This is a genomic window from Occallatibacter gabretensis (assembly GCF_001449115.1).
GTDB lineage: Bacteria > Acidobacteriota > Terriglobia > Terriglobales > Acidobacteriaceae > Telmatobacter > Telmatobacter gabretensis.
Map to the genome: position 1 here is coordinate 1036091 of NZ_LAIJ01000009.1, position 24305 is coordinate 1060395.

At 59.0% G+C, this 24305-nt stretch carries 22 protein-coding genes; 13 read left to right on the top strand and 9 right to left on the bottom strand.

The window, feature by feature from the left end; genetic code table 11:
• Positions 1-8 precede the first annotated feature (8 nt).
• The 4 genes from VO84_RS10555 to VO84_RS10570 are packed head-to-tail and all read left to right on the top strand — an operon-like array spanning position 9 to position 6322.
• Entirely contained in the window at positions 9-2672 is a 2664-nt protein-coding gene (locus VO84_RS10555; RefSeq protein WP_058187583.1) for an ABC transporter permease, read from the top strand.
• A gap of 30 nt (positions 2673-2702) precedes the next feature.
• Positions 2703-3299: a permease prefix domain 1-containing protein gene (locus VO84_RS23230; protein ID WP_058187584.1), complete on the top strand. Its 597-nt coding sequence runs from the start codon at positions 2703-2705 to the stop codon at positions 3297-3299.
• A 12-nt stretch (positions 3300-3311) separates the two neighbouring features.
• Positions 3312-5435, top strand: a complete 2124-nt coding sequence (locus tag VO84_RS10565; protein WP_082661889.1) for an ADOP family duplicated permease — start codon at positions 3312-3314, stop codon at positions 5433-5435.
• A 20-nt stretch (positions 5436-5455) separates the two neighbouring features.
• Positions 5456-6322, top strand: a complete 867-nt coding sequence (locus VO84_RS10570) for a M23 family metallopeptidase (RefSeq protein WP_058187586.1) — start codon at positions 5456-5458, stop codon at positions 6320-6322.
• Positions 6323-6335: 13 nt separating this feature from the next.
• On the opposite strand, the gene VO84_RS10575 is transcribed toward VO84_RS10570, so the two are convergent.
• From VO84_RS10575 to VO84_RS10585, 3 genes are read right to left on the bottom strand one after another with little or no spacing between them, the layout of a single operon-like run.
• Entirely contained in the window at positions 6336-7685 is a 1350-nt protein-coding gene (locus VO84_RS10575) for a methyltransferase family protein (RefSeq protein WP_058187587.1), read from the bottom strand.
• A gap of 4 nt (positions 7686-7689) precedes the next feature.
• The gene (locus VO84_RS22810) at positions 7690-8685 is read right to left on the bottom strand and encodes a hypothetical protein (protein WP_058187588.1); all 996 of its coding nucleotides are present in this window, start codon (positions 8683-8685) and stop codon (positions 7690-7692) included.
• 23 nt (positions 8686-8708) lie between these two features.
• Entirely contained in the window at positions 8709-9392 is a 684-nt protein-coding gene (locus tag VO84_RS10585; RefSeq protein WP_058187589.1) for a TetR/AcrR family transcriptional regulator, read from the bottom strand.
• Positions 9393-9570: 178 nt separating this feature from the next.
• Here VO84_RS10585 and VO84_RS10590 point away from each other — a divergent pair, with 178 nt between their 5' ends.
• The 5 genes from VO84_RS10590 (at position 9571) to VO84_RS10610 (ending at position 12581) form a co-directional block, all read left to right on the top strand.
• Complete coding sequence (locus VO84_RS10590) at positions 9571-10095, top strand: RNA polymerase sigma factor (protein ID WP_058187590.1); 525 nt, start codon at positions 9571-9573, stop codon at positions 10093-10095.
• 19 nt (positions 10096-10114) lie between these two features.
• Positions 10115-10438, top strand: a complete 324-nt coding sequence (locus VO84_RS10595) for a hypothetical protein (RefSeq protein WP_058187591.1) — start codon at positions 10115-10117, stop codon at positions 10436-10438.
• A 3-nt stretch (positions 10439-10441) separates the two neighbouring features.
• Positions 10442-11008, top strand: coding sequence for a DUF4252 domain-containing protein (locus tag VO84_RS10600; protein WP_058187592.1), 567 nt, complete (start codon positions 10442-10444; stop codon positions 11006-11008).
• Between the two features lie 42 nt (positions 11009-11050).
• Positions 11051-11578, top strand: coding sequence for a hypothetical protein (locus VO84_RS10605; protein WP_157439822.1), 528 nt, complete (start codon positions 11051-11053; stop codon positions 11576-11578).
• A gap of 73 nt (positions 11579-11651) precedes the next feature.
• Positions 11652-12581 carry a glutamate--tRNA ligase family protein gene (locus VO84_RS10610; protein WP_231737881.1) on the top strand — a complete coding sequence of 310 codons (930 nt, stop codon included), beginning with the start codon at positions 11652-11654 and terminating at the stop codon, positions 12579-12581.
• Positions 12582-12623: 42 nt separating this feature from the next.
• Here the strand turns inward: VO84_RS10610 and VO84_RS10615 are convergent, their stop codons facing one another.
• The 3 genes from VO84_RS10615 to VO84_RS10625 form a co-directional block, all read right to left on the bottom strand.
• The gene (locus VO84_RS10615; RefSeq protein ID WP_058187595.1) at positions 12624-13544 is read right to left on the bottom strand and encodes a pirin family protein; all 921 of its coding nucleotides are present in this window, start codon (positions 13542-13544) and stop codon (positions 12624-12626) included.
• Positions 13545-14093: 549 nt separating this feature from the next.
• On the bottom strand, positions 14094-15035 hold the full coding sequence (serB, locus tag VO84_RS10620; protein WP_058187596.1) for a phosphoserine phosphatase SerB: 942 nt from the start codon (positions 15033-15035) through the stop codon (positions 14094-14096).
• Between the two features lie 46 nt (positions 15036-15081).
• Positions 15082-15933, bottom strand: a complete 852-nt coding sequence (locus tag VO84_RS10625; protein ID WP_058187597.1) for an NAD(P)H-binding protein — start codon at positions 15931-15933, stop codon at positions 15082-15084.
• A gap of 159 nt (positions 15934-16092) precedes the next feature.
• Between VO84_RS10625 and VO84_RS10630 the strand changes: the two genes are divergently transcribed.
• Together VO84_RS10630 and VO84_RS10635 are read left to right on the top strand one after the other, a co-directional pair.
• Entirely contained in the window at positions 16093-16713 is a 621-nt protein-coding gene (locus VO84_RS10630) for a TetR/AcrR family transcriptional regulator (RefSeq protein WP_082661892.1), read from the top strand.
• Between the two features lie 48 nt (positions 16714-16761).
• Positions 16762-18042: a ComEC/Rec2 family competence protein gene (locus tag VO84_RS10635; protein ID WP_197413979.1), complete on the top strand. Its 1281-nt coding sequence runs from the start codon at positions 16762-16764 to the stop codon at positions 18040-18042.
• A 35-nt stretch (positions 18043-18077) separates the two neighbouring features.
• On the opposite strand, the gene VO84_RS10640 is transcribed toward VO84_RS10635, so the two are convergent.
• Complete coding sequence (locus VO84_RS10640) at positions 18078-18518, bottom strand: GNAT family N-acetyltransferase (RefSeq protein ID WP_231737882.1); 441 nt, start codon at positions 18516-18518, stop codon at positions 18078-18080.
• A 105-nt stretch (positions 18519-18623) separates the two neighbouring features.
• Positions 18624-19160, bottom strand: a complete 537-nt coding sequence (locus VO84_RS10645; RefSeq protein WP_058187600.1) for a YceI family protein — start codon at positions 19158-19160, stop codon at positions 18624-18626.
• Between the two features lie 163 nt (positions 19161-19323).
• On the opposite strand from VO84_RS10645, the gene dnaG reads away from it, so the two are divergent.
• Complete coding sequence (dnaG, locus tag VO84_RS10650; protein ID WP_058187601.1) at positions 19324-21105, top strand: DNA primase; 1782 nt, start codon at positions 19324-19326, stop codon at positions 21103-21105.
• A 7-nt stretch (positions 21106-21112) separates the two neighbouring features.
• Here the strand turns inward: dnaG and VO84_RS10655 are convergent, their stop codons facing one another.
• Positions 21113-21988: a GNAT family N-acetyltransferase gene (locus tag VO84_RS10655; RefSeq protein ID WP_058187602.1), complete on the bottom strand. Its 876-nt coding sequence runs from the start codon at positions 21986-21988 to the stop codon at positions 21113-21115.
• Positions 21989-22537: 549 nt separating this feature from the next.
• On the opposite strand from VO84_RS10655, the gene rpoD reads away from it, so the two are divergent.
• Complete coding sequence (gene rpoD / locus VO84_RS10660) at positions 22538-24259, top strand: RNA polymerase sigma factor RpoD (protein ID WP_058188713.1); 1722 nt, start codon at positions 22538-22540, stop codon at positions 24257-24259.
• The last annotated feature ends 46 nt before the right edge of the window (positions 24260-24305 follow it).

Here is a 24305-nt window from a genome sequence, read left to right on the forward strand (position 1 = left end):
AGATTCCCATGGATAGGATTCGTATTTTGCTCAGCCGCTGCGCGGCGCTATTCCGCAAGAAGAAGCTGGACGCTCGTCTGGATGAGGAGCTGAACGCGCATGTGGATCTTGCGGTTGCGGAGAATGTGCGGCGTGGTATGACGGCGGATGAGGCGCGCACGGCGGCGCTACGGGCATTTGGCGGCGTGACGCAGACGCGGGAGAACTATCGCGTGCAGCGCGGGCTGCCCTGGCTCGAACAGATTGCGCGCGATCTGCGCTATGGCTGCCGCACACTGTATCGCACGCCGGGATTCACAACGACTGCGATCCTGGTGATGGCGCTTGGCATTGGCGCTAATGTAGCCATCTTCTCCATTGTGCGCACCGTTCTGCTGAATCCGCTTCCGTACCGCGATCCGCAGCAACTGGTGGCTCTTTACAGTCATAATTCCGATGCCGGGAAGGGGCATCAGTTTGCGCCTATTGATGCGGGCAGCTTCTTTGAGTGGAAACAGGCTGCACAAGGCACGGCGGAGATGGCGCTGATTTCGCCTTTCCAGAACTACAACGTGTCGGCTGAAGGCAACCAGCTTCCGGAAAAAGTGGATGCGGCTTGGGTCAGTGCAAATTTCTTCTCCACGCTTGGTGTTCAGCCTACGCTGGGTCGCAGCTTTTCCAGCTTTGATGACCGGCCCGAGGCCGGCGCCACTGCGATTCTTTCGCACTCATTCTGGAAGCGGCGTTATGGCGCCGACCCGAACGTGGTTGGCCGCAATATCTGGCTTGATGCCAGGCCGTACACGATTATCGGCGTGATGCCGGAATCCCTGGTCTTCCTGGGGCCCTTCTCATCGGGCAAGATCCAGGTTTGGACTCCGGCCAGCCATGAAGCTTCGTCGTTTCTGATGAGCACCTTTGAGGATCACGAATTCATTGCCGTGGCGCGGCTTGCCCAGGGCGTTACGCTGCCTCAACTGCTTGGCCGGCTCGATCCCATACAGGCACAGATCAAGGCGCAGCATCCACAGACCTCCGTACGCAGTGTTACCAGCGGCAGATCCCTGCTGGATGACGCCGTGCAGGACTATAAGACGCCGCTCTATGTTCTGTTTGCCGCTACAGGATGCGTGTTGCTTATTGCATGCATAAATGTAGCGGGACTCCTGGTAGCGCGCGCGGCGGCACGGCGCAAGGAGCATGCCATTCGCACTGCTCTTGGCGGCAGCCGCATGCGCCTGGTGCGCGAGCGCGTGATGGAAAGTATGCTGCTTTCAACGGGCGGCGGCCTGTTGGGCGTGATGCTTGCGGCAGCAGCTCTGCGATGGCTGGAGCATGTTCGGCCCGATATGCGCCGCGTCGAGGGAATTCATCTGGATTGGACGGCTGTGGCGTTCACTGCTGCCGTTGTGATTCTATGCGCAGTGTTTTCCGGGCTTATCTCTGCTTTCAGTGTTGATAGCCACAGAATCCTGGCTGCTCTGCAGGATGGATCGCGTACGCAGGCCGGGACGCGAGGCCGCGCCGGTTTGCGGCAAGGCCTGCTGTTTTTTGAAATCAGCCTGACTGTCGTACTTCTGATTGGCGCTGGACTACTGCTGAAGAGCTACAGGCACCTGCGCGCCACCAACCTTGGTGTTCCTGTTCACAACGTACTCATGATGCAGGTTGGACTTCCGGATGAACGATACAAAACGGCTGTGGAACAGGTGAGCTTCAAGGAGCGGCTCATCGAGCGGGTGCGTGCGATTCCCGGCGTGGAGTCTGCCGCTCTGGTGAGCACGGCACCGGGACAAGGCTGGGGCGGAGACCGCATCGTTGTTGTGGTCGAGCATCCTCGGTTGGTCAAAGACGCCGAGATCGACATGATGGTGCGCGGCGCCGATCCGGGATACTTCGCTGCGATGAACATTCCTATCATCAAAGGCCGCACATTCGCAGGCGATGAAAAACTTTCTAAAGACCATGTCATTCTTATCGGCCAGCAGGCGGCGAGGATATGTTTTCCGGGTGAAGACCCGATCGGCAAACATCTGAAGATCACACTGACCGGAGATATCTACGAGATCATTGGCGTTGTGGGCGATACACTCTACTCCATCTCAGATCCCGTATTGCCCATGATGTACATGCCGATCTTCGGGAACGGATTCTCGGGCGTGACGATCGTTCTGCGGTCTGCGCATGATGTGGATGTGCTGGCGATACCGGTGGAGAAACTTGTGAGTCAACTCGATCGCGATCTGCCTGTCTCTGGTGTTATGACGCTCGAAGAGTCCCTGGCTAAGGCTACCCTGGGCTCGCAATTTGATTCCATGCTTGTGCTGGGCTTTGCGGTTATTGCATTGGTGCTGGCTGCCGTGGGCCACTATGGCGTGCTGGCTTATCTTGTTACGCAGCAAACCAGCGAGATCGGCATACGCATTGCATTGGGCGCGCAGCGAGGGCAGATTCTACGCAACATTCTATTCGATGGAATTCGTCCAGCGCTGGCGGGAATTGCCGCAGGGCTGCTGGTGAGTGCGGCGGCGGTGCGTTTGATTGGATCGATGCTGTATGAAACAGAGCCGCTTGATCCAGGAATTTTTGCCGCCGTTGCCGGAGTGTTTTTGCTCGTTGCGGTAGTGGCGTGTCTTATGCCTGCGTGGCGCGCAGCGCGGCTGGACCCTGTGCAGGCGCTGCGAAGCGAATAAGAGAGCAGCTCAGATTTTCTGGAGAACCTGATGGATTGGATTCGTGTTCTGTTGAGCCGTTTTGTGTCGCTGTTTCGCCGCAAGGAGCTGGATACGCGGCTGGATGAGGAGCTTTGCGCGCATATTGATCTTGCGATTGCGGAGCATGTGCGGCGCGGGGTCGCGGAAGATGAAGCGCGCACGGCAGCGCTGCGCGAATTTGGCGGCGTGACGCAGACGCGGGAGAGATATCGGATGCAGCGGGGGGTGCCATGGATGGAACAGATTGTGCGCGATGTGCGCTTTGCCGCGCGGCAGTTGCGGAAGTCGCCGGGGTTTACGTTGACGGCGATTTTGACGCTGGCGCTTGGACTGGGCGCGAATACGGCGGTCTTTTCGTTGATCAATGCGCTGCTGCTGAGGCCGCTGCCGGTGCCTCATGCGGATAAGCTGGTGGTGCTGCGCGCGGACAGCGATGACGACGGAAAATATGGACCGAACTATAGCTCTGCTGCGCCGCTGGCGCGTGCGCTGGAGAAACGGCACGATGTGTTTGATTCCGTTGCTGCCAATACGGGAATGTCGCGGTTCCAGGTGCGCGGCGCTTCCGGCAGTGTGAATGTTCCGGGATCGATTGTCAGCGGTTAATATTTCCAAGTAATGGAGACGCAGCCGCTGATGGGCCGCTACCTGACGCCGCAGGATGATCAGCCGGGCGGCGGTCCAGGCGGATATGCGGTTGTCATCGGCGAGGATTTCTGGCGCACATGGTTCAGCGGCGCGCCAGATGTGCTCGGACGCAAGCTGACGATTGCGAATACACCGTTCACAGTTGTGGGCGTGATGCCGAAGAAATTTATCGGTGCTGCTCCAACGTCACGGCCCCAGATTTATGCGCCGATGTGGGCCGAGCCGGTCATCGACGCGCCTTCGAACAGCATTGCCGGTGGAATGCACTCGTGGTGGCTCACTGTGATTGCGCGGCACAAGCCAGGTGTTTCACTTGAGCAGACGAACGCCGCGCTGAGCGCTATATCCGGCTCGATTGTGGATGAAGTAGGCGCGGATACGACCGGAGGCGAGTGGGCGGCGGACGCGCGCAAGCATCATCTTCATTTTGTTGCCGAGCCGGGAGCAAAGGGTTACACGTATCTGCGCGCGATGTTTGTGAAGCCGCTGGTGGCCGTGTTCTGCCTGTGCGGAGCGATGCTGCTGCTGGCCTGCCTGAACCTGGCGAGCCTGCTGATGGCGCGAGCGGCAGCGCGTGAGCGCGAGCTGGCGACACGGCTGGCAATGGGCGCTACACGTAGGCGGCTTGTTCAGCAGCTTATGGTGGAGAGCCTGCTGATTGCGCTGCTGGGAACGGCGGCGGGGGTTGGCGCGGCTCCGTTTGTGAGCAGCTTGCTGGCAAGGATGATTCTGCCGCGCTATCCAGGCATGTCACTTGTGCTGGATACGACGCTCGATCTGCGTGTGCTGTTTTTTGTGGCGTTGATCGCGATTGTGACGACTGCGCTGATTGGGCTAGTTCCAGCGCTGCGCGCCACGTCGAAGAGTTTAAATGAGCAGATCAAATCGGGGTCGAATGCAACGATGACGCGGGAGCGTACGCGGCTGCTGCCGCGGGTTCTGATGGGGCTGGAGGTTGCGCTGGCACTGATTTTGGTAGTTGGTGCAGGCTTGCTGGCTACGAGCCTTACGCGACTTTATTCCACCGGGCTTGGCTTTGAACCGAAGGGCATTGTCAACATCAACTTTGAAATGAATAAGCAATCCCTCGACGGCCAGGCGCTTGTTCGTTGGTACCAGCAATTCGGCGATGCGTTGACGCGGCAGCCGGGGGTCGCGAGCGTGAGCTTTGCCTCAATACCACCCATGAGCGGCGAAACGTGGGACAGCGATCTTCACACCCCATCGAGTAGCGGGGACCGAGACGTCTACATGAACGCCGTCTCGCCCAATTACTTTTTGACCATGCGCATTCCCATTCTGGCCGGGCGCGACTTTCAGTGGAATGAAACGGCAGCTTCTGGACTGAAAATCATCCTGAGCGAGTCGGCGGCAAGGACGCTCTTTCCGAATGGCAGCGCGGTGGGGCAGAGAGTGACGGGATGGAAGGGTAGTACCTATGCAGGCGCTACCTATGAAGTGATTGCGGTTGTGGGCGACATACGCTACCGCTCGATTCAGGAAGATCCGCCCGCAGAGGGCTACGTTGCAATTACACAAAGCGAGGAGCACAAGCCGTCTTATACGGCCGTGATTCGTTCGGTGGGACCGGCTACGCCGCTGGCTGCGGTAGCGCGGGCGCTGGTTGCGCGGATGGCTCCGGATATTCCAGCGCCGGTGATGACGACCCTGAATAGCAGGATTGATGGCTCGATAGGCGCGGAGCGGATGATGGCGACGCTGGCGGTTTTCTTTGCGGTGAGCGCGCTGCTGGTGACGGGGATTGGCTTGTACGGAACGCTCGCGTATGCGACGGCGCGGCGGACGAGCGAGATTGGGATTCGCATTGCACTGGGCGCGCAGCGGCTGCGAGTGGTGGCGATGATCTTTCGCGAGAATGTGTGGGTGGCGGTTTGTGGATCGGCGCTGGGGCTGGGGATTGCGCTGTTTGCTTCGCGTGTGCTGGCTTCGTTTCTCTACAACACTTCGGTGCGCGATCCGTGGATATTGCTGGGCTCGGTTGCCGCGCTTACGTTGATTGCCAGTGCGGCCTCAATGATTCCGGCGATTCGAGCGGCGAGTGTGGATCCCATGAAAGCGCTGCGGGCGGAGTAAGCGGCGTTATTCTGGAGGCGATGCGAGTCTCCGCGCTGTTTTTCCTGAGTGCCGTTTTAGTTTTTACGCCAAGTTTCGCTGTGGCCCAGTCTGCGAGGGTTACGCTGACGCCTGCGATTGTCTATGCGGGTGCGCCGGAGCTGATCCGGGTACATGCCCCGGGTGCGCGGACCGTCGATGGCGAATGGCTGGGGCGGAAGATTGCGTTTTTTGAGAAGGATGGAGAGTGGTTTGCTCTGGCCGGTGTTGACGTTGAAGCGCCGGTGGGGTCTTCGACGCTGCACGTTACGGTGAAGATCGCGGGTGGCAGCGAGGATCTAAGCCGAAGTGTGCTAATTCTCCAGGCGCATTATCGTACGGGGACGCTAACGGTTGCGCCGAAGTTTGTGGAGCCTCCGCCGGAGGAGCTGGTGCGCATCAAGGCGGAGAGCGAGTTCAAGGAGAAGGTGTTTTCTAACAGTGCCGACCGGCCGCTGTGGGAGGGAGACTTTCATGCGCCGGTGGCGGCCGAGGCGACGGACAGCTTTGGCACGCGGCGCATGTTCAATGGGAAGCTGGCGAGCGTGCACAAGGGCGCGGATTTTCGCGCAGGCGTCGGGACGCCGGTACATGCGGGCAACAGCGGCGTGGTGGTGATTGCGCGGCAGCTTTACTTTGAAGGCAACTGCGTGGTGATTGACCACGGGCTTGGGTTGTACACGCTGTACATGCACTTCAGCCGTATTGATATGAAAGAAGGACAACGCGTGAGGACCGGCGACCTGCTGGGGCTGAGCGGCGCGACAGGGCGCGTGACAGGGCCGCATCTGCACTGGGCAGTACGATGGCAAAACGCGTATCTTGACCCGATCAAGCTGCTGAAGATGGATTTGAACGAGATTCCGTAGATTCAAAACGAAATTAGATCCTTCGCCACGCTTTGGATAACGAACGCTTATTCGGGCAGGTACTACTGATGGTGCGCGGGCCGAAGCCGCTGAGGTCAAAGGCTGCTTGAATGATCTGATGGAGAATGGGCAGGCGAAGGATCATGGCGCACCATGCCCAGAAGAGATTGATGTGCTCAAGAGCGCGGGCGAAGGCGAGAAGGCCTTCTTCGGGCGATGTGCCATCGGCGGGATCGTATCGAAGACGTCTGATGGAACCCTGAGGGAGAGTTTCGGCGTCGATGAACTCAATGCCGAGCGGATGTTGGGCCTCAATCCACTGACGCAGAACGGAGCATTGACCGCATGTGGCGGAGATGTAGAGCCGCGCGGGCTGGGTGGCGACGAATGGACGCCAGCGTAGACGCCAGGCTGGGACTGCGGCGCGGTAGGTTTGCCAAAGTGCGCCGAAGCGTGCGGAGAGATCGCGTTCCTCGTCCCAGTGGGCGATGCCGGCGGAGTAAATCGTAGTAACGGCGGCGGCACCGGCGAGCCAGGGATTGCGGAGTAGGAGCGCCCATAGGAACAGTGCGACTGCGCAGGAGAGCTGCATGGGATTGGCGCAGTAACGGTAGATGCCGCTGGTGACCAGGCGCTGGGGCGGATCGTAGGGGATGGGTGTGCCGGAGCCGCGCTGTGCGAATTCCTGCACGGCGCTGATGCCGGGGAGTGCAACGATTGCGATGATTTGCAGAGCGGCGAGGAGAAGTGGGTGCGAGAGGGTGAAAAGGGGCTGCCAGACGGATGTTGCGCCAGGAATGGGTCGAAGAGCGAAGGCGATTTCGGGGAGCAGAAAGAGAAAGAGCAAGCCGGAGAGCGCGACCTGCAGAGCGGCGCGGAGTTTGAGGCGCGTGTCGTCGACGGTCCAGCGTGCGAGGCAATAGGCGGGTGTGAGGACGAGCGCGAGGGCGGCGGCTTCACCGATGAGCCACTGCGGCCACGCTAGCTTGAGGTAGAACAGGGGGCTAAGAAGCCCCATAAGCCAGAGATCGAGCAGACCGAAGATAAGGATGACTTCTGGAAGATCAAGAACGGGAAAAGCGAGGATGGGGACAGCTCCCCAGAGAATGATCCAGCCGATGTAGAGTTCAAGCGGCATTCCGGCGAGAGATGGGCCGGTGGATTGAAAACTCCACCAATGGGCGACAAGACTGATGCGCTGAACCACGACGAGCGAGGCCAGCGCCCAAAGAATGCTGAGGAGTACTGCGGGGAAAGTGCGTTTGGTGCGCCTGTGGACACGCTGCTGGACCATGGCGGCGAAGATCGCTGCAACGAGCGGGAAGTAAAGGACGGCAAGGGAAGCCCAGTTCGTGCGTTTCATAGAGTTAGCTCCCTGGCTGGCCGTGCGGCATGGTGTTGGCCGTGATGAGGTAGCCTGCGGCTTGGTGGACGGCGAGCTGCTCCCAGGGTGCGAAGTACCAATACGGATCAAGCTGGCGGTCAAAGCCGATGCGCCAGGTGATGGCGGTGTGCGTGGAGTCAATGGCTTGCCATGAGACATCGGAGCTGCGCCAGCGGAGCCACTGGGTGAGCTTGCTTGAGTCATTGATGGTCTCGAAGTGGATGTGGCCTGAAGCAGGTTGCAGATCGGATTGGACGACGCGCATGGTGAGGTCGCCGGGAGGGTCACCTTCCGCTCCAGTGAAGTGGATGACGCGAACGCTGCCGATAGCGAGGCCGGAGCCTGTTGCGGACAACGGGCGCGGAAAGCCGATGCGGAGGAAGCGCGGGAGCGGAGCGGCGATTTGGGGACTTTGCGCGAGGGCGGCTACGATTTGAGCAGCGGGAGCGTTGACGATGCGCGTGGCTGTGGCGAACTGTGTGCGATTGAAGCTGAGCTGAGGAGTCGTGCCCTCCAGCGTGAAGGGAAGAAGCACAATAACGCAACTCAGGGTGACGGTGCGTTTATGCTTACGCGAAATGTCAATGATGCCGCCGACGAGGAGTCCAACTCCGAAAAAGAGCGGTGAGGCGAAAAGGATGCAGAGATAGCCTTCTCCGACAAGTGGCGCGACGATGAGGAGCGCGAGCGCGATGCCACGGAGTATGCCGCCTGTGGCGGATTTGGGCCGGGGAGCCATGGCGAGCAGCGCGCCGAGTATGAGCGGGATGCCGAGGAAGATCAGCGAAGTATGCATCATGCCGATGTTCCTGAGAACTCGGTAAATAAAAGCGGCGAGTATCAGGGCGGTGACGAGAAATGCGATGCCAATCGAGCGCGTCGCGCCGCTGCGGGTGAGGGACGGCGTGGATTCAACGGGGCCGAAGCTCTCAATTCTCCCTTCAGCATTCGGTTCCGGATTTGTTTCGGGTGTGGACATCGTTTTCTCCTTTGAATGCGCGCTTATCCAAGCTCAGGGATCAGGTCGGCTTGGCGGAGCAGGTCGAGGACCTTGGCACGGATGGGCTTGAGGACGGGGAGTTTGGCGAGAGAGAGCATTTTGACCGTAAATTCGATGGCGCCGTCGGCGAGGCCTCGGGTGCGCTGCTGGTTGGGCGTTTCATCGTAGAAGAAGAGGACGAGCAGGCCCATCTGGAGCGCCCAGAGGGCGAGGGGTAGAAGCTCTTCGAGATCGCGCGGCAAACGTTCAACGGAGAGCGCGTCACGGAAGATGAGCATGGAGCGGCGGCGCATCTCGTGGTTTGCAGGGCCGAGGCACGAGAGCGGGTGGGCCGGTTCGCCGGTGTAGCGAAAGACGATGCCGAGGAGCTTGCGGTCGTTCTGGGCGAGATCGAACTTGGAGTGTAGCGCGGCATGGAGGCGCTTCTTCAGCTTCTTGGACTGGCCGAATGTGTCTGCACAGAGCTGCTCCTGCGCGGACTGAACGGCTTCATAGTAGGCCTGGATGATGGTTTCTTTGCTCGCGAAGTAGTAGTAGGCGGCGCTTTTGGCGACCTTGGCGCGATCCGCGATCTGCTGCATGGTGGCGGCGTCGAAGCCGTTTTCGCGGAAGAGATCTAGTGCGGCCCGATAAATGACTTCGCGGGTCTGTTCGCCTTTAGTGGTGGATGGCTCATTTTTGACCATGGTCAAATCTTGAACCCATTCAGGCGATGAGTCAAGGGAAAGTTGAACACGGTCAAATAATTAATTTTGAGGGTTGAAATCGAAGCAATTACGGGTTGGCGAACTTTTTTCTCGCGTGTGCGTACTTTCTGCATCCCTGAGCGTGATTCCGTGCGGATAAGAGAGTAGAAGCGGACAGATGGCCAATGCGTGGAAGCCGGATTTTGAACAACTCGTGGAAAAGCACCAGTCGATGGTTTTCTCGCTGGCGCTTCGCATGACCGGCGACCGCGGGCTGGCGGAAGAGATTGCTCAGGATGCTTTTCTCGCTCTGGACAAGAATTTGCGGAGCATCGAGAGCCCCGAGCATGCGCTGTTCTGGCTGCGGCGGGTGACGATGAGCCGGGCGACGGATGCATTACGGCGGCGGCGGGTGCGCGGGATGGATCTGTGGGTGGAGATTGAGGAGCGGCATGGGCTGCCGGCGGAGAGTTCAGGGGCTGGGTCGAGATTGGGTTCGAGGCTCGAAGCGTTGTTGACGACGCTTCCTGAGGCACAAAGGGCGGCGATTCTGCTGAGGTATCAGGAGGAATTGACGCCGGAAGAGATTGCGGCGGCGCTGGACGCGCCGCTAGCCACGGTGAAGAGCCACTTGCAGCGGGGATTGAAGCTGCTGCGAGCGAAGGCTGAGAGTCATTTGAAAGAGTTTGTCCGCGGCATGTGAAGACCGGGAGCATAACGGCATGGACGATTTTGAGAAGGAACTAAGCGAATCGCTGACGCGCAGGCCGGCTCCGCCAGGACTGAAGGGGCGGATTCTGGCTGAGCGGACGCGGCGTGCAGCGGCGGAGCAGAATGGCCGGCATGTGATGTGGATGCGGCTGGCGGCGAGTGTGATGATTGCGGCGGTGCTGGCGGGAGCTGCCGGTTGGCAGTGGCAGCGAGTGGAAGAGCGGCGCAGAGGCGAAGAGGCAAGGCAGCAGGTGATGACGGCGCTGGGAATCACGGCGAAAGCTCTGGATAAGGTGCAGAAGCGGTTGCAGTCAAACGACGGGAAAGAGGATTGAGCGATGAAGATGCGAGTTGCGGCGGTGTTGGTTTTGGCTTTGGCGGTGATGTCGGGTGTGGCGCGGGCGCAGGATCGGCTTCCGGAAGCTTCGGCGATCGAGAAGGACCTGGCCGCGCATGCGTCCGATGTGACGGAGGTGACGCTGAGCAAGCAGATGCTGAGCTTTGCCGCACAGTTCATGGATAAGGACGACAAGGACGACGTCCAGACGAAGAAGCTGATTGAGGGGCTGGATGGCATCTATGTGCGCGAGTACACCTTTGACAAAGAGGGCGAAATAACGCCGGAGATAGTGGAGAAGCTGCGCGCGCATTATGCGACCGGCGAGTGGACGCCGATGGTGCATGAGCGCGAGACGAAGACTCATGAGACCTCTGACGTGATGATGAAGATGGTGAATGGCGAGCCGCGAGGGATCTTTGTGCTGACAGCGGAACCGAAGGAACTGACGATTGTGCTGATCCTGGGGCCGATCCGGATGGAAGACCTGGGTAAGCTGCATGAAATTCATGGGCTGGGATCGCTGAGCGTGGTGGGCAAGAGCACGAAGGCGACTCAGGGCAAGTAGGAATTACTCAGTAAAAAACCGGACGGATGAAAAGGAGCGGTTATGAGAATGTATCTGGTGATTCCTGTATGCGCGGTGGCGCTGATGGTGCCTGTGGTGGTGCTAGCCAGTGGAGGCGGGAGAGGGTTTAACGGCGTAGTGGATGCGATTGAGGCGCAGTATCACGTGCGGTCTACACGGATTCCGTTCATGGGGCTGATCAGCTTCGTGGCGCGCAAGGCCAGTCATGGAGCAGCGGCGAATCTGCATGTGGCGGAGTTCGAGAACTTCACGGCGGATGTGGACGGCCAGGAGCTGGACCGCATGGTGGAGCAGAAGCTGGGCGATGGCTGGGAGCGCGTGGTGCGGGAGACCTCAAAGGCTGGACACGAGCAGTCGCTGATCTTTATGCGGCCGGAAGGCGCGCGGATGGGCCTGTTTGTTGTCGACAAGGACGGCAACGAGATGGATGTGGTGCAGATTTCCGTTGATCCACGGCATGTGGACGACGATATCAAGCACTACACGCATCACCATGAAAGCGATGATGCAAGCCAAAATGATTCGGACCACGACAAGGACAAGAACTAGCAGACAGCGCACATCGAGCGAGTAACTGGTGAGGAATTTGCGGCGCGGAGTGGATTGCTAGAATCGGGCCAGAATGACTGGCCCGATGAGCGCGGCAGGAGTATCGGATTATCGGGGACGGCTTGCGCCTTCGCCGACGGGCTATTTGCATCTGGGGCATGCGCGGACGTTTTATTCGGCGTACATGCGCGCGCGGCAGGCAGGCGGCACGCTGGTGATGCGGATGGAAGACCTGGACACGGCGCGCAGCAAGAAAGAGTATGCCGAGGCAGCATACGAGGACCTGCGCTGGTTGGGGATTCGCTGGCAGGAGGGTCCTAATGCGGGCCTGGGCCGTTCGGATCGAGACAAAGCCGACAAGAAAAACAAAGATGGCGGTCCGTATGGACCGTACGTGCAGAGCAAGCGCGGCGCGGTCTATCTGGATGCGTGGCGAAAGCTGATGCGAGGAGGATTTCTGTTTCCGTGCCAATGTTCGCGGAAGGACCTGGAGATGATTGCGGGTGCACCGCATGAGGGGCTGGAGACAGAGGATGAGCCGTTATACCCAGGGACTTGCAGGGGAAATCCGCGCTCGGATGGCCCGGGAGGTATGAATTGGCGCTTTCGCGTGCGGGATGGCGAAGCGATTGAGTTTGAGGACGGAAATATGGGTCCACAGCGATATGTGGCTGGGGTGGATTTTGGAGACTTTCTTGTGTGGCGGCGCGATGGATTTCCGAGCTACCAACTGGCATGCGTGGCCGATGATGCGGCGATGCGGATTACAGAGGTTGTGCGCGGGGCGGATCTGCTGAAATCTACAGCAAGGCAGATTCTGCTGTATCGCGCACTGGGACTGAAGTCGCCGAAGTGGTATCACTGCCGTCTGGTGGTGGACCATAACGGCCAGCGGTTGGCCAAGCGGCATGACGCGCTTAGTATTCGCTCGCTGCGGAAGCGAGGGCTGACACCGCTGAAGGTGTTGGCGGCGGATGTGCCGATGGAGGGATGGAAGCTATAAGCGGCCAGTCCGAACCCGGACTGACCGCTTTTGTTCTAAGGGTTACCCATGTTTGATGAACTTGCCGTTCTGCAACTCACGCATGGCGGTCTGCAACTCAGCCTGCGTGTTCATTACGATGGGGCCGTGCCAGGCGACCGGCTCTTCGAGCGGCTTGCCTGAGACGAGCAGGAAACGGATGCCCTCCGGACCGGCCTGGACAACGATCTCGTCACCGCGGTCAAAGAGCACGAGCGAGTGATTCTTCGCGTCGTAGACCGGAGCAGCATTGGGATCGCGGCCATCTTCGGTGAGCACGGCGCGTGGATCACTGGCGTCGCGGAAGGTGCCCGCGCCTGCGAAGACATACGCGAAGGCGTTGCGTTCGACTTCCACCTTGATGCGCTTCAACTTGCCGGGCGGGACGGAGATGTCGATGTAGCGCGCGTCTGTGCCGAATTGTCCGGCGGAGGCGCCTTCCACTGGACCGGTTTGGCCCCAGAAGTTGCCCGTGATGATGCGTGCATGCGTGCCGTCGTCCTCGGTGACCTCAGGGATGGCGCTTGCAGGGATGTCCTGATAGCGCGGATCGGTCATTTTGAGGCTTGCGGGCAGGTTGGCCCAAAGCTGAAAGCCGTGCATGCGGCCATGCTCATCGCCCTTGGGCATCTCCTGGTGCAAAATACCGGAGCCTGCGGTCATCCACTGCACATCGCCGGCGGTCATACGGCCTTTATTGCCGAGGCTATCGCCGTGAGCAACCTCGCCCGCAAGGACGTACGTAATGGTCTCAATGCCACGGTGCGGATGCCAGGGGAAGCCGGCGATGTAATCGCGCGGGTTCTCGTTGCGGAAGTCGTCAAAGAGCAGAAACGGATCGAATTCCTTCGTTTTGCCGAAGCCGAAGGCGCGCTCGAGCTTGACGCCGGCGCCTTCCATGGTGGTTTGAGTTTGAAGAATCTCTTTTACGGGCCGCAAAGACATGGTGGCAATCTCCTTTTGCGCTTGTATTTAATAGATGCACGAGAGAGATATTCGTTGCAACGACTATCTTAGACGGCGAGGCTACCACTCCCGGATGGTGGCGTCCAGTGGAATGCAGTGGCTTTGGGATACAGCATCTCAGGATTTGCGCCAGGGCGCGGCCCGGAGCGGGATGCAGAATTACAGATTTACAGAAACTGTGGCCTGTAGAGGGGGGTGGGGGCACATTTCGCCGAAACTGGTACAGAAATACAGAAGTACAACTTCTGTACGTAGAGGTAAAAAATTATGACTTTCTCTTTTTGGAAATGATATAACCTGCTTTGATTCATAATGTTATGCCAATTTTTTGCTTGAAAAAAGGCCTTTTTTGACTTCAACATGAGTTGAGTGTGGCACAGATGAGGGTAATTTTGTGCAAACTATCTGGTGCTGACAAACGGTACGAAAGGACAATCGACGAAAGTAATCTGCGCTTCAGCAGCTCTGGAATCGCTGTAGTCCATCCCAGGCGCAAAAACAACAGCTCCGAAGATGGAGGAACCCGGATCAGGCCTTGTCCGAATCCTGGTCACGCAGGCCGATGAGGTAGAGCAATCCGTCGAGGCCGAGCGAGGTGATGGAATGGTCGGCCTGGGCGCGGACGATGGGCTTGGCGCGGTAGGCGATGCCCATGCCAGCGAGACCCATCATGGGCAGGTCGTTTGCGCCATCGCCCACGGCTACGGCTTCTTCAAGGGGGATGCTTTCGCGTTTAGCGATATCGCGGAGCATGGTGGCTTTACGCGCGCCGTTCATGATGGGCGGGATGACGCGGCCGGTTACTTTGCCGTCGACAATTTCGAGCTCGTTGGCGTGGAATTCATCGATGCCGAGGCGGGCTTGCAGTAACTTGGCGAAAAATGTGAAACCGCCGGAGAGGATGGCGGTGTAGTAGCCGCGCGACTTGAGTGTGCGGAAGAGTCTCTCCGCGCCGGGTGATAGCGGGATGCGCTCGCGCAGGGCGAGAGCCTGCTCGGCGGGCAGGCCTTTGAGCAGGCCGACGCGGCGGGTGAAGCTTTCGTCGAAATTAAGCTCGCCGCGCATGGCGGCCTCGGTGATTTTCGAGACCTCTTCACCGACGCCGGCGAGTTTGGCGAGTTCGTCGATGACTTCGCCCTGGATGAGGGTGGAATCCATATCGAAGACAAAGAGGCGGCGGTTGGTGCGGTGCGGCGTATCGTGCTGGAGAGCAATGTCGAGAGAGAGGTCTGTAGCTGCCGCAAGGAGCTCGGCGCGAAGTTCTTTTTCTTGTTTTGGTTGACCTCTGAGCGACCACGACAAAACTGCGTTGAAGGGTTCCTGCGTGGGCGCGAGGCTTTCGGTGAGCTGATCGGCATGCGCGATCTCGAGGCCGTGAGCGGCGAGAAGGTCGCGGATGCGCTCCTGGTGCAGAGTGGTGATGACGGGGCCAAGAATGGTGAGGATCAACGAATGAGAGGTTTGGGACATACTGATTTTGATTTTACGAGGGGCGCGGGCACTTGTTTAGCGCCCGCTAGTTGCAAAAGGAATGACGGTTTTCGGTAGCCCACTGTTGAAGGGAGATCGGCTTTCTGCCTAGAATGTGCTCGATGCAGTTCGTGGTCGTGGCCAGCCGGCCTTCACGGATTGCGTGCCACAGGGCCACATGCGCTTCCGTTTCTTTTGTTGAGTCGCTGATGCGGGAGTAACGTTCGCGTGCTTCTTCGTCGGAGATGACCTGATACGTGAGAGGCTTGCCGATCGCATGAGCGAGTATCTCTGTTATTTTGCCCCATGTGTGCAATTGCGTTCCGGTGATCGGTAAAACTTCGCCGAGATATTTATCGCTCAAGAGCGCTGCGACCGAAATCGAGGCAATATCTTCTGAGTGGATGAACGATCGGCGACCATTTGCGGTGGATGAGCGCACAATGCCTTCTGTTTTGATGGAGTGCGCCCATGCGAGCAGGTTGGTCATAAAGCCGCTGGGCCGGACAAAGGTAAATTCCACTCCCGCGGCGCGAATCGCGGCTTCACCCTTCTCATGCCAGGCTCCGATGGCAAGGCCCTGCTCGACGTCAAAGGATGAAAGCTTGATGATCTTACGAATGCCTTCTTCTTTGGCGATGGCTGCCGCAGACGCGTCGCGGCTAGGAATTTCAGGCCCGACGTTGACTAAGAAAACAGCGTCCGCGCCGCGCATCGCTACGCGGATGGACGCGGGATCGGAGAGATCGCCCGCGAAAACGTCGATGCAATTACCGAAGAGTGAACGTGCCTTTTCTTCGCTGCGTGAGAGCACGCGTGGACGAATGCCTCGCTCCAATAGCTGCCTGATGACGCGCGATCCTACATCTCCGGTTGCGCCTGTGATCAGATATGTCATGGCTCCTTCTTTCTGAGGCGGTACATGCCTCATGAAAGTAAGCCTAGTAGCGAGAGAGGCTTTGTCTACTCGCATGAAAGGCTGGGCTAAGTTATCTAAAACCGGTGAGATACAGAAGTAATTAAAGAAAAGCTCACATTTCTGATGTAGGCTGTCAGCATGAAGTCCACCTTGAGACGATCGATGGTTCGCCGACGCAGGCCCGTTCAGGAGCGGGCGAAGGTGACCGTGGATGCCATGCTGGATGCAGCAATAAAGCTGCTCAAGCACGGTGGAGCCTCTGCGATTACTACGAATCGCATCGCGGCGGCTGCGGGCGTGAGCATTGGATCGGTGTACCAATACTTTCCGAACAAGCATGCCGTATTTGCGGCATTGCACGAGCGACACATTCGGCAGGTAGACGAGATCATGGCGCGAAAAATGAGTGAGAATGAGGACGCATCGCTCGATAAGCTCGTCGAAGCGTGGATGGACGGCATGGTCGAGTCACACGCACAGGATCCGGAACTTTCGGCCCTGTTGCAGTCAGAAGTTCCGCATCGCGCGAGCGGTACGATTGAGTTTGTGACTCGACTTCATGGAAGTTTTCGCGGTGCTCTTGCGCCTCATACAAAGAGTTTTCATAAAAGAGCAGATCTCGATATGCTGGCTTTTTTCACAGCCAGCATGGTCGATGCGCTCGGCCATGCCGTTGTCACTGGCAAGCCGCGCGGACTTTCGCTCAGGCGCGCAAAGGCAGAGGCCTGCAGAGCGATTCTTGGGTATTTAACGGCCTGAGAGACAACTCTGGTCCGGATGAACTATATGGTGGGGACGAGAGGATTGATGCGAGGAACTGGTCCGGTGTTGAACAGGCGGAGTTTTATGGTGGGTGCGTTAGCGAGTGGATATTTTGCGATAGCCGAGGCGAAGCTGCGAGCGTGGCCTGCGTTTGCCGCGGATGTTGAAAGCATGCTACCGCCATGGACGCCGGGGGAGTTCGACATTCACCACATTGATACGGGGCGCGGCAACGCGACGTTTCTGCTGGGGCCGGATGGGACGACGCTGTTGATTGACTGCGGCGCGTCGAATGATGGACCTGATTCTTCGGCGCCTGCGCGGCCGAATGCTTCTCACAAGCCGGGGGAATGGGTGGCGTGGTATGCGCTGAAGCAGGCACGCGCGGCGGGACGAAATTCGCTCGATTATGCGATTGCTACGCACATTCATCCTGACCATGTGGGCGATGTGCCGGTGGGCGAAGAGGGACACACGAGCAGGTTTGTACCCACCGGATTGAGTCAGGTAGATGCGCTGATGCCGGTCGAAACGGTGATTGATCGGAGCTATCCGGATTACGGTTTGCTGCAGCCGCCAAAGGCGTCGTTCACAGCGAATTATCTGGCCTGGTTGGATGCGCGGCGGCGGGCCGGGAAACGCGTGGAGCGGTTGGAGGTGGGTTCGCGTGAGCAGATTCGCCTGCGCGAGGCAGGACGGTTTCCTGGATTTTCTGTTCGGGCGCTAGCGGCGAATGGGCGCGTGTGGACTGGAAAGGGGACGGAAAGCCGGCAGGCGTTTCCGGATTTGGCGAAGGTGCCGGGAGCCGAGCTTCCGGCTGAGAACAACTGTTCGATTGCGCTGCGAATTGAGTATGGGCGATTTTCGTATTTCACCGGCGGGGATTTGAATGCGGATACGCATGATGGGCGCGCGCCGTGGCTCGATGTGGAATCGGCAGTGGTGGAGGCGTGCGGACGCGTGGAGGTAGCCTCGGCCGACCATCATGCTTACTTTGACGCCTGCGGACCACAGTTCACCAAGTCGCTCGACGCGCAGGCGTATGTGATTCCGTCGTGGCACGTGACGCATCCGGCGCAGGCGCAGCTGGAGCGGTTGATTGGCGCATGGCCCAACGCCCAGCCGCATGATGTGTTTGCGACCGAGATGCTGCCGGCTAACAAGCTGTTCAATGCGCGATGGCTGCGACAGATGAAGAGCATGCAGGGACACGTTGTGGTGCGCGTGGCCTCGGATGGGATGAGCTACCGCATCTTTGTTGTGGACAGCTCGACGGAAGATGGTCGGGTCGTGCTGTCCTGCGGGCCGTATGCTTGCCGAGAATGAGATGTAAGAGCGCGGAAAGAATTGCCCGCGAGGGATCAGACTAGCTTCTTTTCAAAAACTGCGGAGATTTTTACCTGCTCGTAGCCGTCCTGCAGATAAAAGCGGTGCGCATCTTCCCGCTTGATCTGGGACCGGACTCGGACTATCGATATTCCGCGGCCGCGCGCCCAATCCTCAGCAGCCTGGCAGAGTCGCCGACCAATGCCGCGACCTCTCACGTCTTCGTGCACGACGAGGCCGCCGATGACAGCTGTATCGGATGATTGCAGATGGCGCTCGATGGCGACATCGATCCAACCAATAAGGCGGCTCTCCAGAATACCTGCGAAGGTCGCCCGTTCAGAGGAATGAAGCAGTTGCTCGATTCTTGGAAGCAGATCTGCGACTGAGCTGGGGTAACCAAGCTGATGATTCAGAATGGCAACTGCCTCGGCATCACTAATGCTGAGCGGGCGAATGGCGAGCTCGTCTGTCACATTTTGAGTGTAGTGCAGAGCGAAGGAAAAAATTGAGGCTCGTTATCCATCCTTGCGACAAATGCATCGCAAGGATGGGCAAGGAGCGCGGTGAAGTGGCAACAATTACGCGGCTTTGACGAATTGCACGTCGAGCGTGAGAGTGACGTCTTCGCCGACGAGCACGCCGCCGGTCTCGAGCGCGGCGTTGTAGGTGAGATCGAAGTCCTTGCGGTTGATCTTGGTGGTGGCGATGAGGCCAATGCGCTGGTTGCCCCAGGGGTCCTTGGCTGGATCGGAGAACTCTTCCACGTCGAAGGTGACAGGCTTGGTGATGCCGTGCAGGGTGAAGTCGCCGGTGACGGAGAATTCGCCTTTGCCTGCTGGCTTAACGTCGGTCGACTTGAAGGTGATGGTGGGGAACTGTTCGACGTTGAAGAAGTCGGCGCTCTTGAGATGACCGTCGCGGTCGGCTGCTCCGGTGGTGACGGTGGCAACGTCGATGGTGGCCTCGACGGCGTGCTGCGATCCGTCTGAATCGTGGAGGGCGAGTGTGCCGGTGAGGCCGGTGAATTTGCCTTTGACCCAGGAGATCATCATGTGGCGGACTTTGAACTCGGCTGTGGAGTGGGCGGGATCGAGGTTCCAGGTGGTGGTAGACATTTTTTCTGCGCTCCTTTGCGCTTCGGTGTATAGGATGCACGACGAGTGATAGTCGTTGCAACAACTATTTTGCGATTCTGTTAATTTTTCCATGGATTTTCACAGGACGGGGATTGGTTCCTAGAGTGCGCACTGTGCCGTATGCTCAGAATCAGACCCGCACATGAGCGACTTTGCCCAATCCGTGAAGCAGCAGGCCGATATTGTGAAGGTGATAGAGGGGTACGTGCGCCTGCGTAAGGCGGGCGCGACGAACTACTCCGGCCTTTGCCCTTTTCATAAGGAAAAATCGCCGTCGTTCAGCGTTCATGCTGTGCGGCAGTTCTTTCATTGCTTTGGGTGCGGGGTTTCCGGGGATGTATTCACGTTTGTGAGCAAGATGGAGAACGTGGGTTTTCCGGAGGCGGTGCGGATTGTGGCGCAGAAATGCGGGATTCCGCTGCCGAAGAAGGAGTATTCCTCCCCGGAAGAAGCAGCCGAAGGACGCCTTCGAGCGAAGCTCCTGGAGCTGCATGAGGCTGCTGCGGCGTGGTTTGAGCAGCAACTGGCAGGGCCTGAGGGCGCTGTTGCGCGGGAATATCTCGCAGGCCGGGGACTGGATGCGAAGGGGATTAAGGAATTCCGGATCGGCTACTCGCCGGACAGCTTTAACGCGCTGCGTGACTTTTTGGGCAAGCAGGCGGATGCGGAGACGCTGCGGGCGAGTGGGCTGTTCAGCCAGAAGGAACATGAGGATGGCACGACGGGGCCGCTGTACGATCGGTTTCGCAAGCGGGTCATGTTTCCAATTGCGAATGAGGGCGGGCGGGTGATCGCGTTTACGGCGCGGACGCTGGAGACGGGTGAAAAAGCCGGGGCGAAGTACATCAATTCGCCGGAGACGCCGCTGTATTCGAAGAGACAGGTGCTGTTCAACCTGGATAAGGCGAAGGGCGTGATTCGGACTGCGGGGTTTGCGCTGCTGGTGGAAGGCCAGATGGACTGCATCAGCGTGTATCTGCGCGGGATCAAGAACGTGATTGCGACGAGCGGGACGGCGTTTACGGAGATGCAGGTGAATATTCTGCGCCGGCATACGACGCAGCTGGCGGTGAACTTTGACCCGGATGCGGCGGGGGCGAATGCGGCGGAGAAGTCGATAGCGCTGCTGACGGAAGAGGGCTTTGAACTGAAGATTGTGACGCTGGAGGATGGGCTCGATCCGGACCGGTATATCCGCGAGCGCGGGCTGGAAGCGTATGTGAAGGCGATTCGCGGGGCGCGGCGGCAGGCGGATTACCTGATTGAGCGGGCGAGACAGCAGTTTCCGGGGCAGAATGCGGAGCAGAAGGTGAAGGCGATGAATTTTCTGCTGCCGCATATACGGAGGATTCCGCAGAAGCTGGTGCGGGACCAGTTTCAGGCCGACGCGGCGCAGAAGCTGGGGATTGACTCGGCGGTGATGCGCGAGGAATTGCGGCAAGCGGCGCTGAAGCGGCAGGATCGCATTGAGGTGAAGGCGAGCACGCTCAGCGAGGTGGAACGGGTGCTGCTGCGGGCGCTGGCGGTGGTGGATCCGGAGTTTGAACATGCGCGGCGGATGGCGGTGCAGGCGCTGACGGAACAACCGGCCTGGTTTGAGGCGCTTCCCTGCTTTCAGGCTTTGGTCGAGCTTGCACAGAGAATGGCTTCTGACCCGATGGAGGCAGTGCGGGACGAGGGGCAGCGGGCGCGGCTGGCTGAGGCGCTGCTAGCTGAGACGAAGCCGCCGAGCGTGAACGAGGTCTTCAGCGCGCTGCAGGAGATTCAGGAGCGGGCGATTGCGGGGCGGCTGCGAGCGATTCGCGCGCAGATTGCGGAGGCCGAGCGGAGGGCGGATCATGCGGAACTGGCGGTGCTGACGCAGGAGAAGCTGGAACTGGACCGGGCGCTGCGGAAGCTGCATCATCATCGGCCGCCGGAGTAGTGCACAGCTAGAACGAAACGGATGGCAGCCAAGCTCCGGCGGGCTCGTTATAAAGGCCCAGGCTCATGAGATTCATGGGCTGGACGACGCGGAGGCCGTTGGCGAGACACCAGCGGAAGAGCTGGCTGTTTCGCGTGGGGACGAGGATGCCTGGTCCGGCGAAGGAATCCACAGAGGCAATGAGCGCCTGCAGGTCCAGATTGGTCTCAGTGGCGGCATGACCGAAAAAGGCGAGGCTGGAGGCGTAGCCGGTGATGCTGCCGCCGCGTTCGACGACGAGCGCTGTGCCTTGAGCGAGGGCATCGGCAAGCTCGATGCCGCGATGGAAGCCGTGGACACGGAGCGAAAGGGCATTGCAGGCGGGGATATCCGCGGAGATGGCGGGACGCACGGAACAGCCGGGCACGGTTCGGGCTGCAGTTCGTCCCTGCATACAAGCCAGGGGTTCGCGAACATCGAATCCGAGCGAGGTATAGAGCGAAAGGGAGCGATTATGGAAGGCGGCCTGCACCAGCCGCACACCGGCAGCTCCCTGCGCGGTGACGCGATCCAATACCGCTTGCATGAGTTTGCGGCCTGAACCATGGTTTTGGACCGTGGGATCGATGGTGATGGGGCCGACGCCATGAACGATGGATCGCTCGTCGAGTACGTTGGAGCCTATGACGCGGCCATCGATCTCGGCAACAATGGCGTAAAAGCCCGGGGCGGAAAAGAGCATCGACAAAAAGCCGATCGGAACCTCTGGCGAGGGTAAGTCGCAGGGGAATCCGTGTGCCTGGCTGATGGAGAAGAAGGCGTCGTAGCAGATTTTGCCGCAAGCTGAGGCGTCCTCGGCAGTGGCGGGCCGAATGCGTATTTCTCGCTGCATGCTGGCAGGCATAGAGGCACCTCGATCAGGATTGCTGTCGCGAGAGGCCAGAGTATCGCAGAATTATGCATTTTTGCGCCTAAAGCTCGCTTGAATGCGTCTAAATTAAAGGAGCAGGGCTGCCAGGAGCGTGAATCTGGCGCCCGCAGCGAAGCTGTCCATCCGAACACCTGAGTAAATCCTGTGGAAGTCCGGTGGAATATGGGATTTGCGCTGGAAATGCGGGGCCGGATTATGGTAATCTGTTGATCTCTGTAAGGATGCGCGCCCTTTTGCCCCACACATGAGCTTCGGCTCGCGGGCTACCAGGAGAAACCTGAAGCGCTAGTCATCCTGTTCCGAGCAAATATTTTTTGCCGCTGTTTTTGCGGGTAGCCGCAGGCTTGTCTTTGTGCGCCGTGTATTGGTCGCAAAGGTGGGAAAGCCTGGGTGTTGGCGTGCGCAAGCACCATGCTGCGTCTGCCGCAGGAGCAGCATCGAACGATGAACAGCGAACCTGGGTTCATTCCTGGTTCGGAGTATGCGCTGTATTCCAGAGGATTCAGGTCCGGTGCGCACTCGATGAACGAAGACCTGAGAGAGCAGGGAAATTTGGCAATCGACGATAAATACGACGAAGAGATTCACAGCCTGATTGATACAGGCAAGGAAAAAGGCTATCTGACCTACGGCGACGTGAACGAGATGATGCCGGATGAGATGGCTACGTCCCCAGAGGACATCGACGACCTGATTACAACCATCGGGACGCAGGGGATTGATCTGCTTGACGGGCCGAAGTTTGGCGCCGACAAGGACTTTGATCTTGAAGAGGGCGAAGACGTTGAGCTTGACCTGACGCCCGGCACGCTCGAAAAGACGAATGACCCGGTGCGCATGTATCTGCGCGAGATGGGTACGGTTCCCCTCCTGACGCGCGAGGGCGAAGTAGAGATTGCCAAGCGCATTGAACGCGGGCAGAACCGCGTTCTGAAGGCGATTTCGCGCTCGCCGATTGTGATTCGCGAGATTGTGGCGCTAGGCGAAGACCTGAAGCGCGGCGTGCGCAATGTGAAAGAAGTGGTCATCTTCGACGAGGAAGAGTTGACCGAGGATGTGGTGCAGTCGCGTGTGAAGTCGACGGTTACGCGCATTGACGCGATTGTCAGGCACCAGAAGAAGATTGCCGGGTTTGAGGAGAAGGCCGAGCAGCTTGCCGGCATGAAGACCAAGGCGAAAGAGCAGCGCCACACCCGCTGGCTGATTGCGCGGGAAAGGGTCTTGATTTCGCGCATTGTTCGCGAGCTGAAGTACACGCCGATGGAGCGCAAGAGGCTTCTTGACCGCGTGAACAAGACCGTGGACACAATGCGGACGCTGGAGCGACAGATTCGCTCGCTGGATCAGAAGTTTGAAGCCAGCCGCAGCGAGGAGCTGAAGAAGGAGTATCGCCGCCAGCAGAAGAACTGCAAGGTGGACCTGGAAAAGCTTGAAGCGGATTCCGGCATCCTGATCACCGAGCTGAAGCGCACGCAGCGCGAGATGATCCAGGGCGACATGGACGCCGAGCAGGCCAAGCGCGAACTGATTGAGGCCAACCTGCGACTGGTTGTTTCGATTGCGAAGAAATATACGAACCGCGGCCTGCAGTTCCTGGACCTGATTCAGGAGGGCAACATCGGCCTGATGAAGGCGGTGGACAAGTTCGAATATCGTCGTGGATACAAGTTCTCGACGTATGCGACGTGGTGGATTCGCCAGGCAATTACGCGCGCGATTGCGGACCAGGCAAGAACGATCCGTATTCCGGTGCACATGATCGAGACGATCAACAAGCTTATCCGCACCAGCCGTCAGCTTGTGCAGGAGCTGGGCCGTGAGCCTTCTTCAGAAGAGATTGCGCGCCGCATGGATATTCCAGTGGCAAAGGTTCGCAAGGTGCTGAAGATTGCGCAGGAGCCGATTTCGCTGGAGACGCCGATTGGCGAAGAAGAAGACTCGCATCTTGGCGACTTCATTGAAGACCGCCAGGCTGTCTCGCCTTCTGAAGCCGTGATCAGCGTCAACCTGAAGGAGTACACCTCTCAGGTGTTGCGTACTCTGACACCACGCGAAGAGCGCGTGATCAAGATGAGGTTTGGTCTTGAGGACGGCTCCGAGCACACGCTCGAAGAAGTAGGCCAGAGCTTCCAGGTAACGCGCGAGCGCATCCGGCAGATTGAAGCCAAGGCGCTCCGGAAGCTGCGTCACCCGAGCCGCAGCCGTAAGCTGAAGGCGTTTGTTGAAGGCGTCAAGGAGCTTTAAGGACTCGCCGTCCTGGCAACTGCGCGCTTCGCGCGCCACTCGAAGT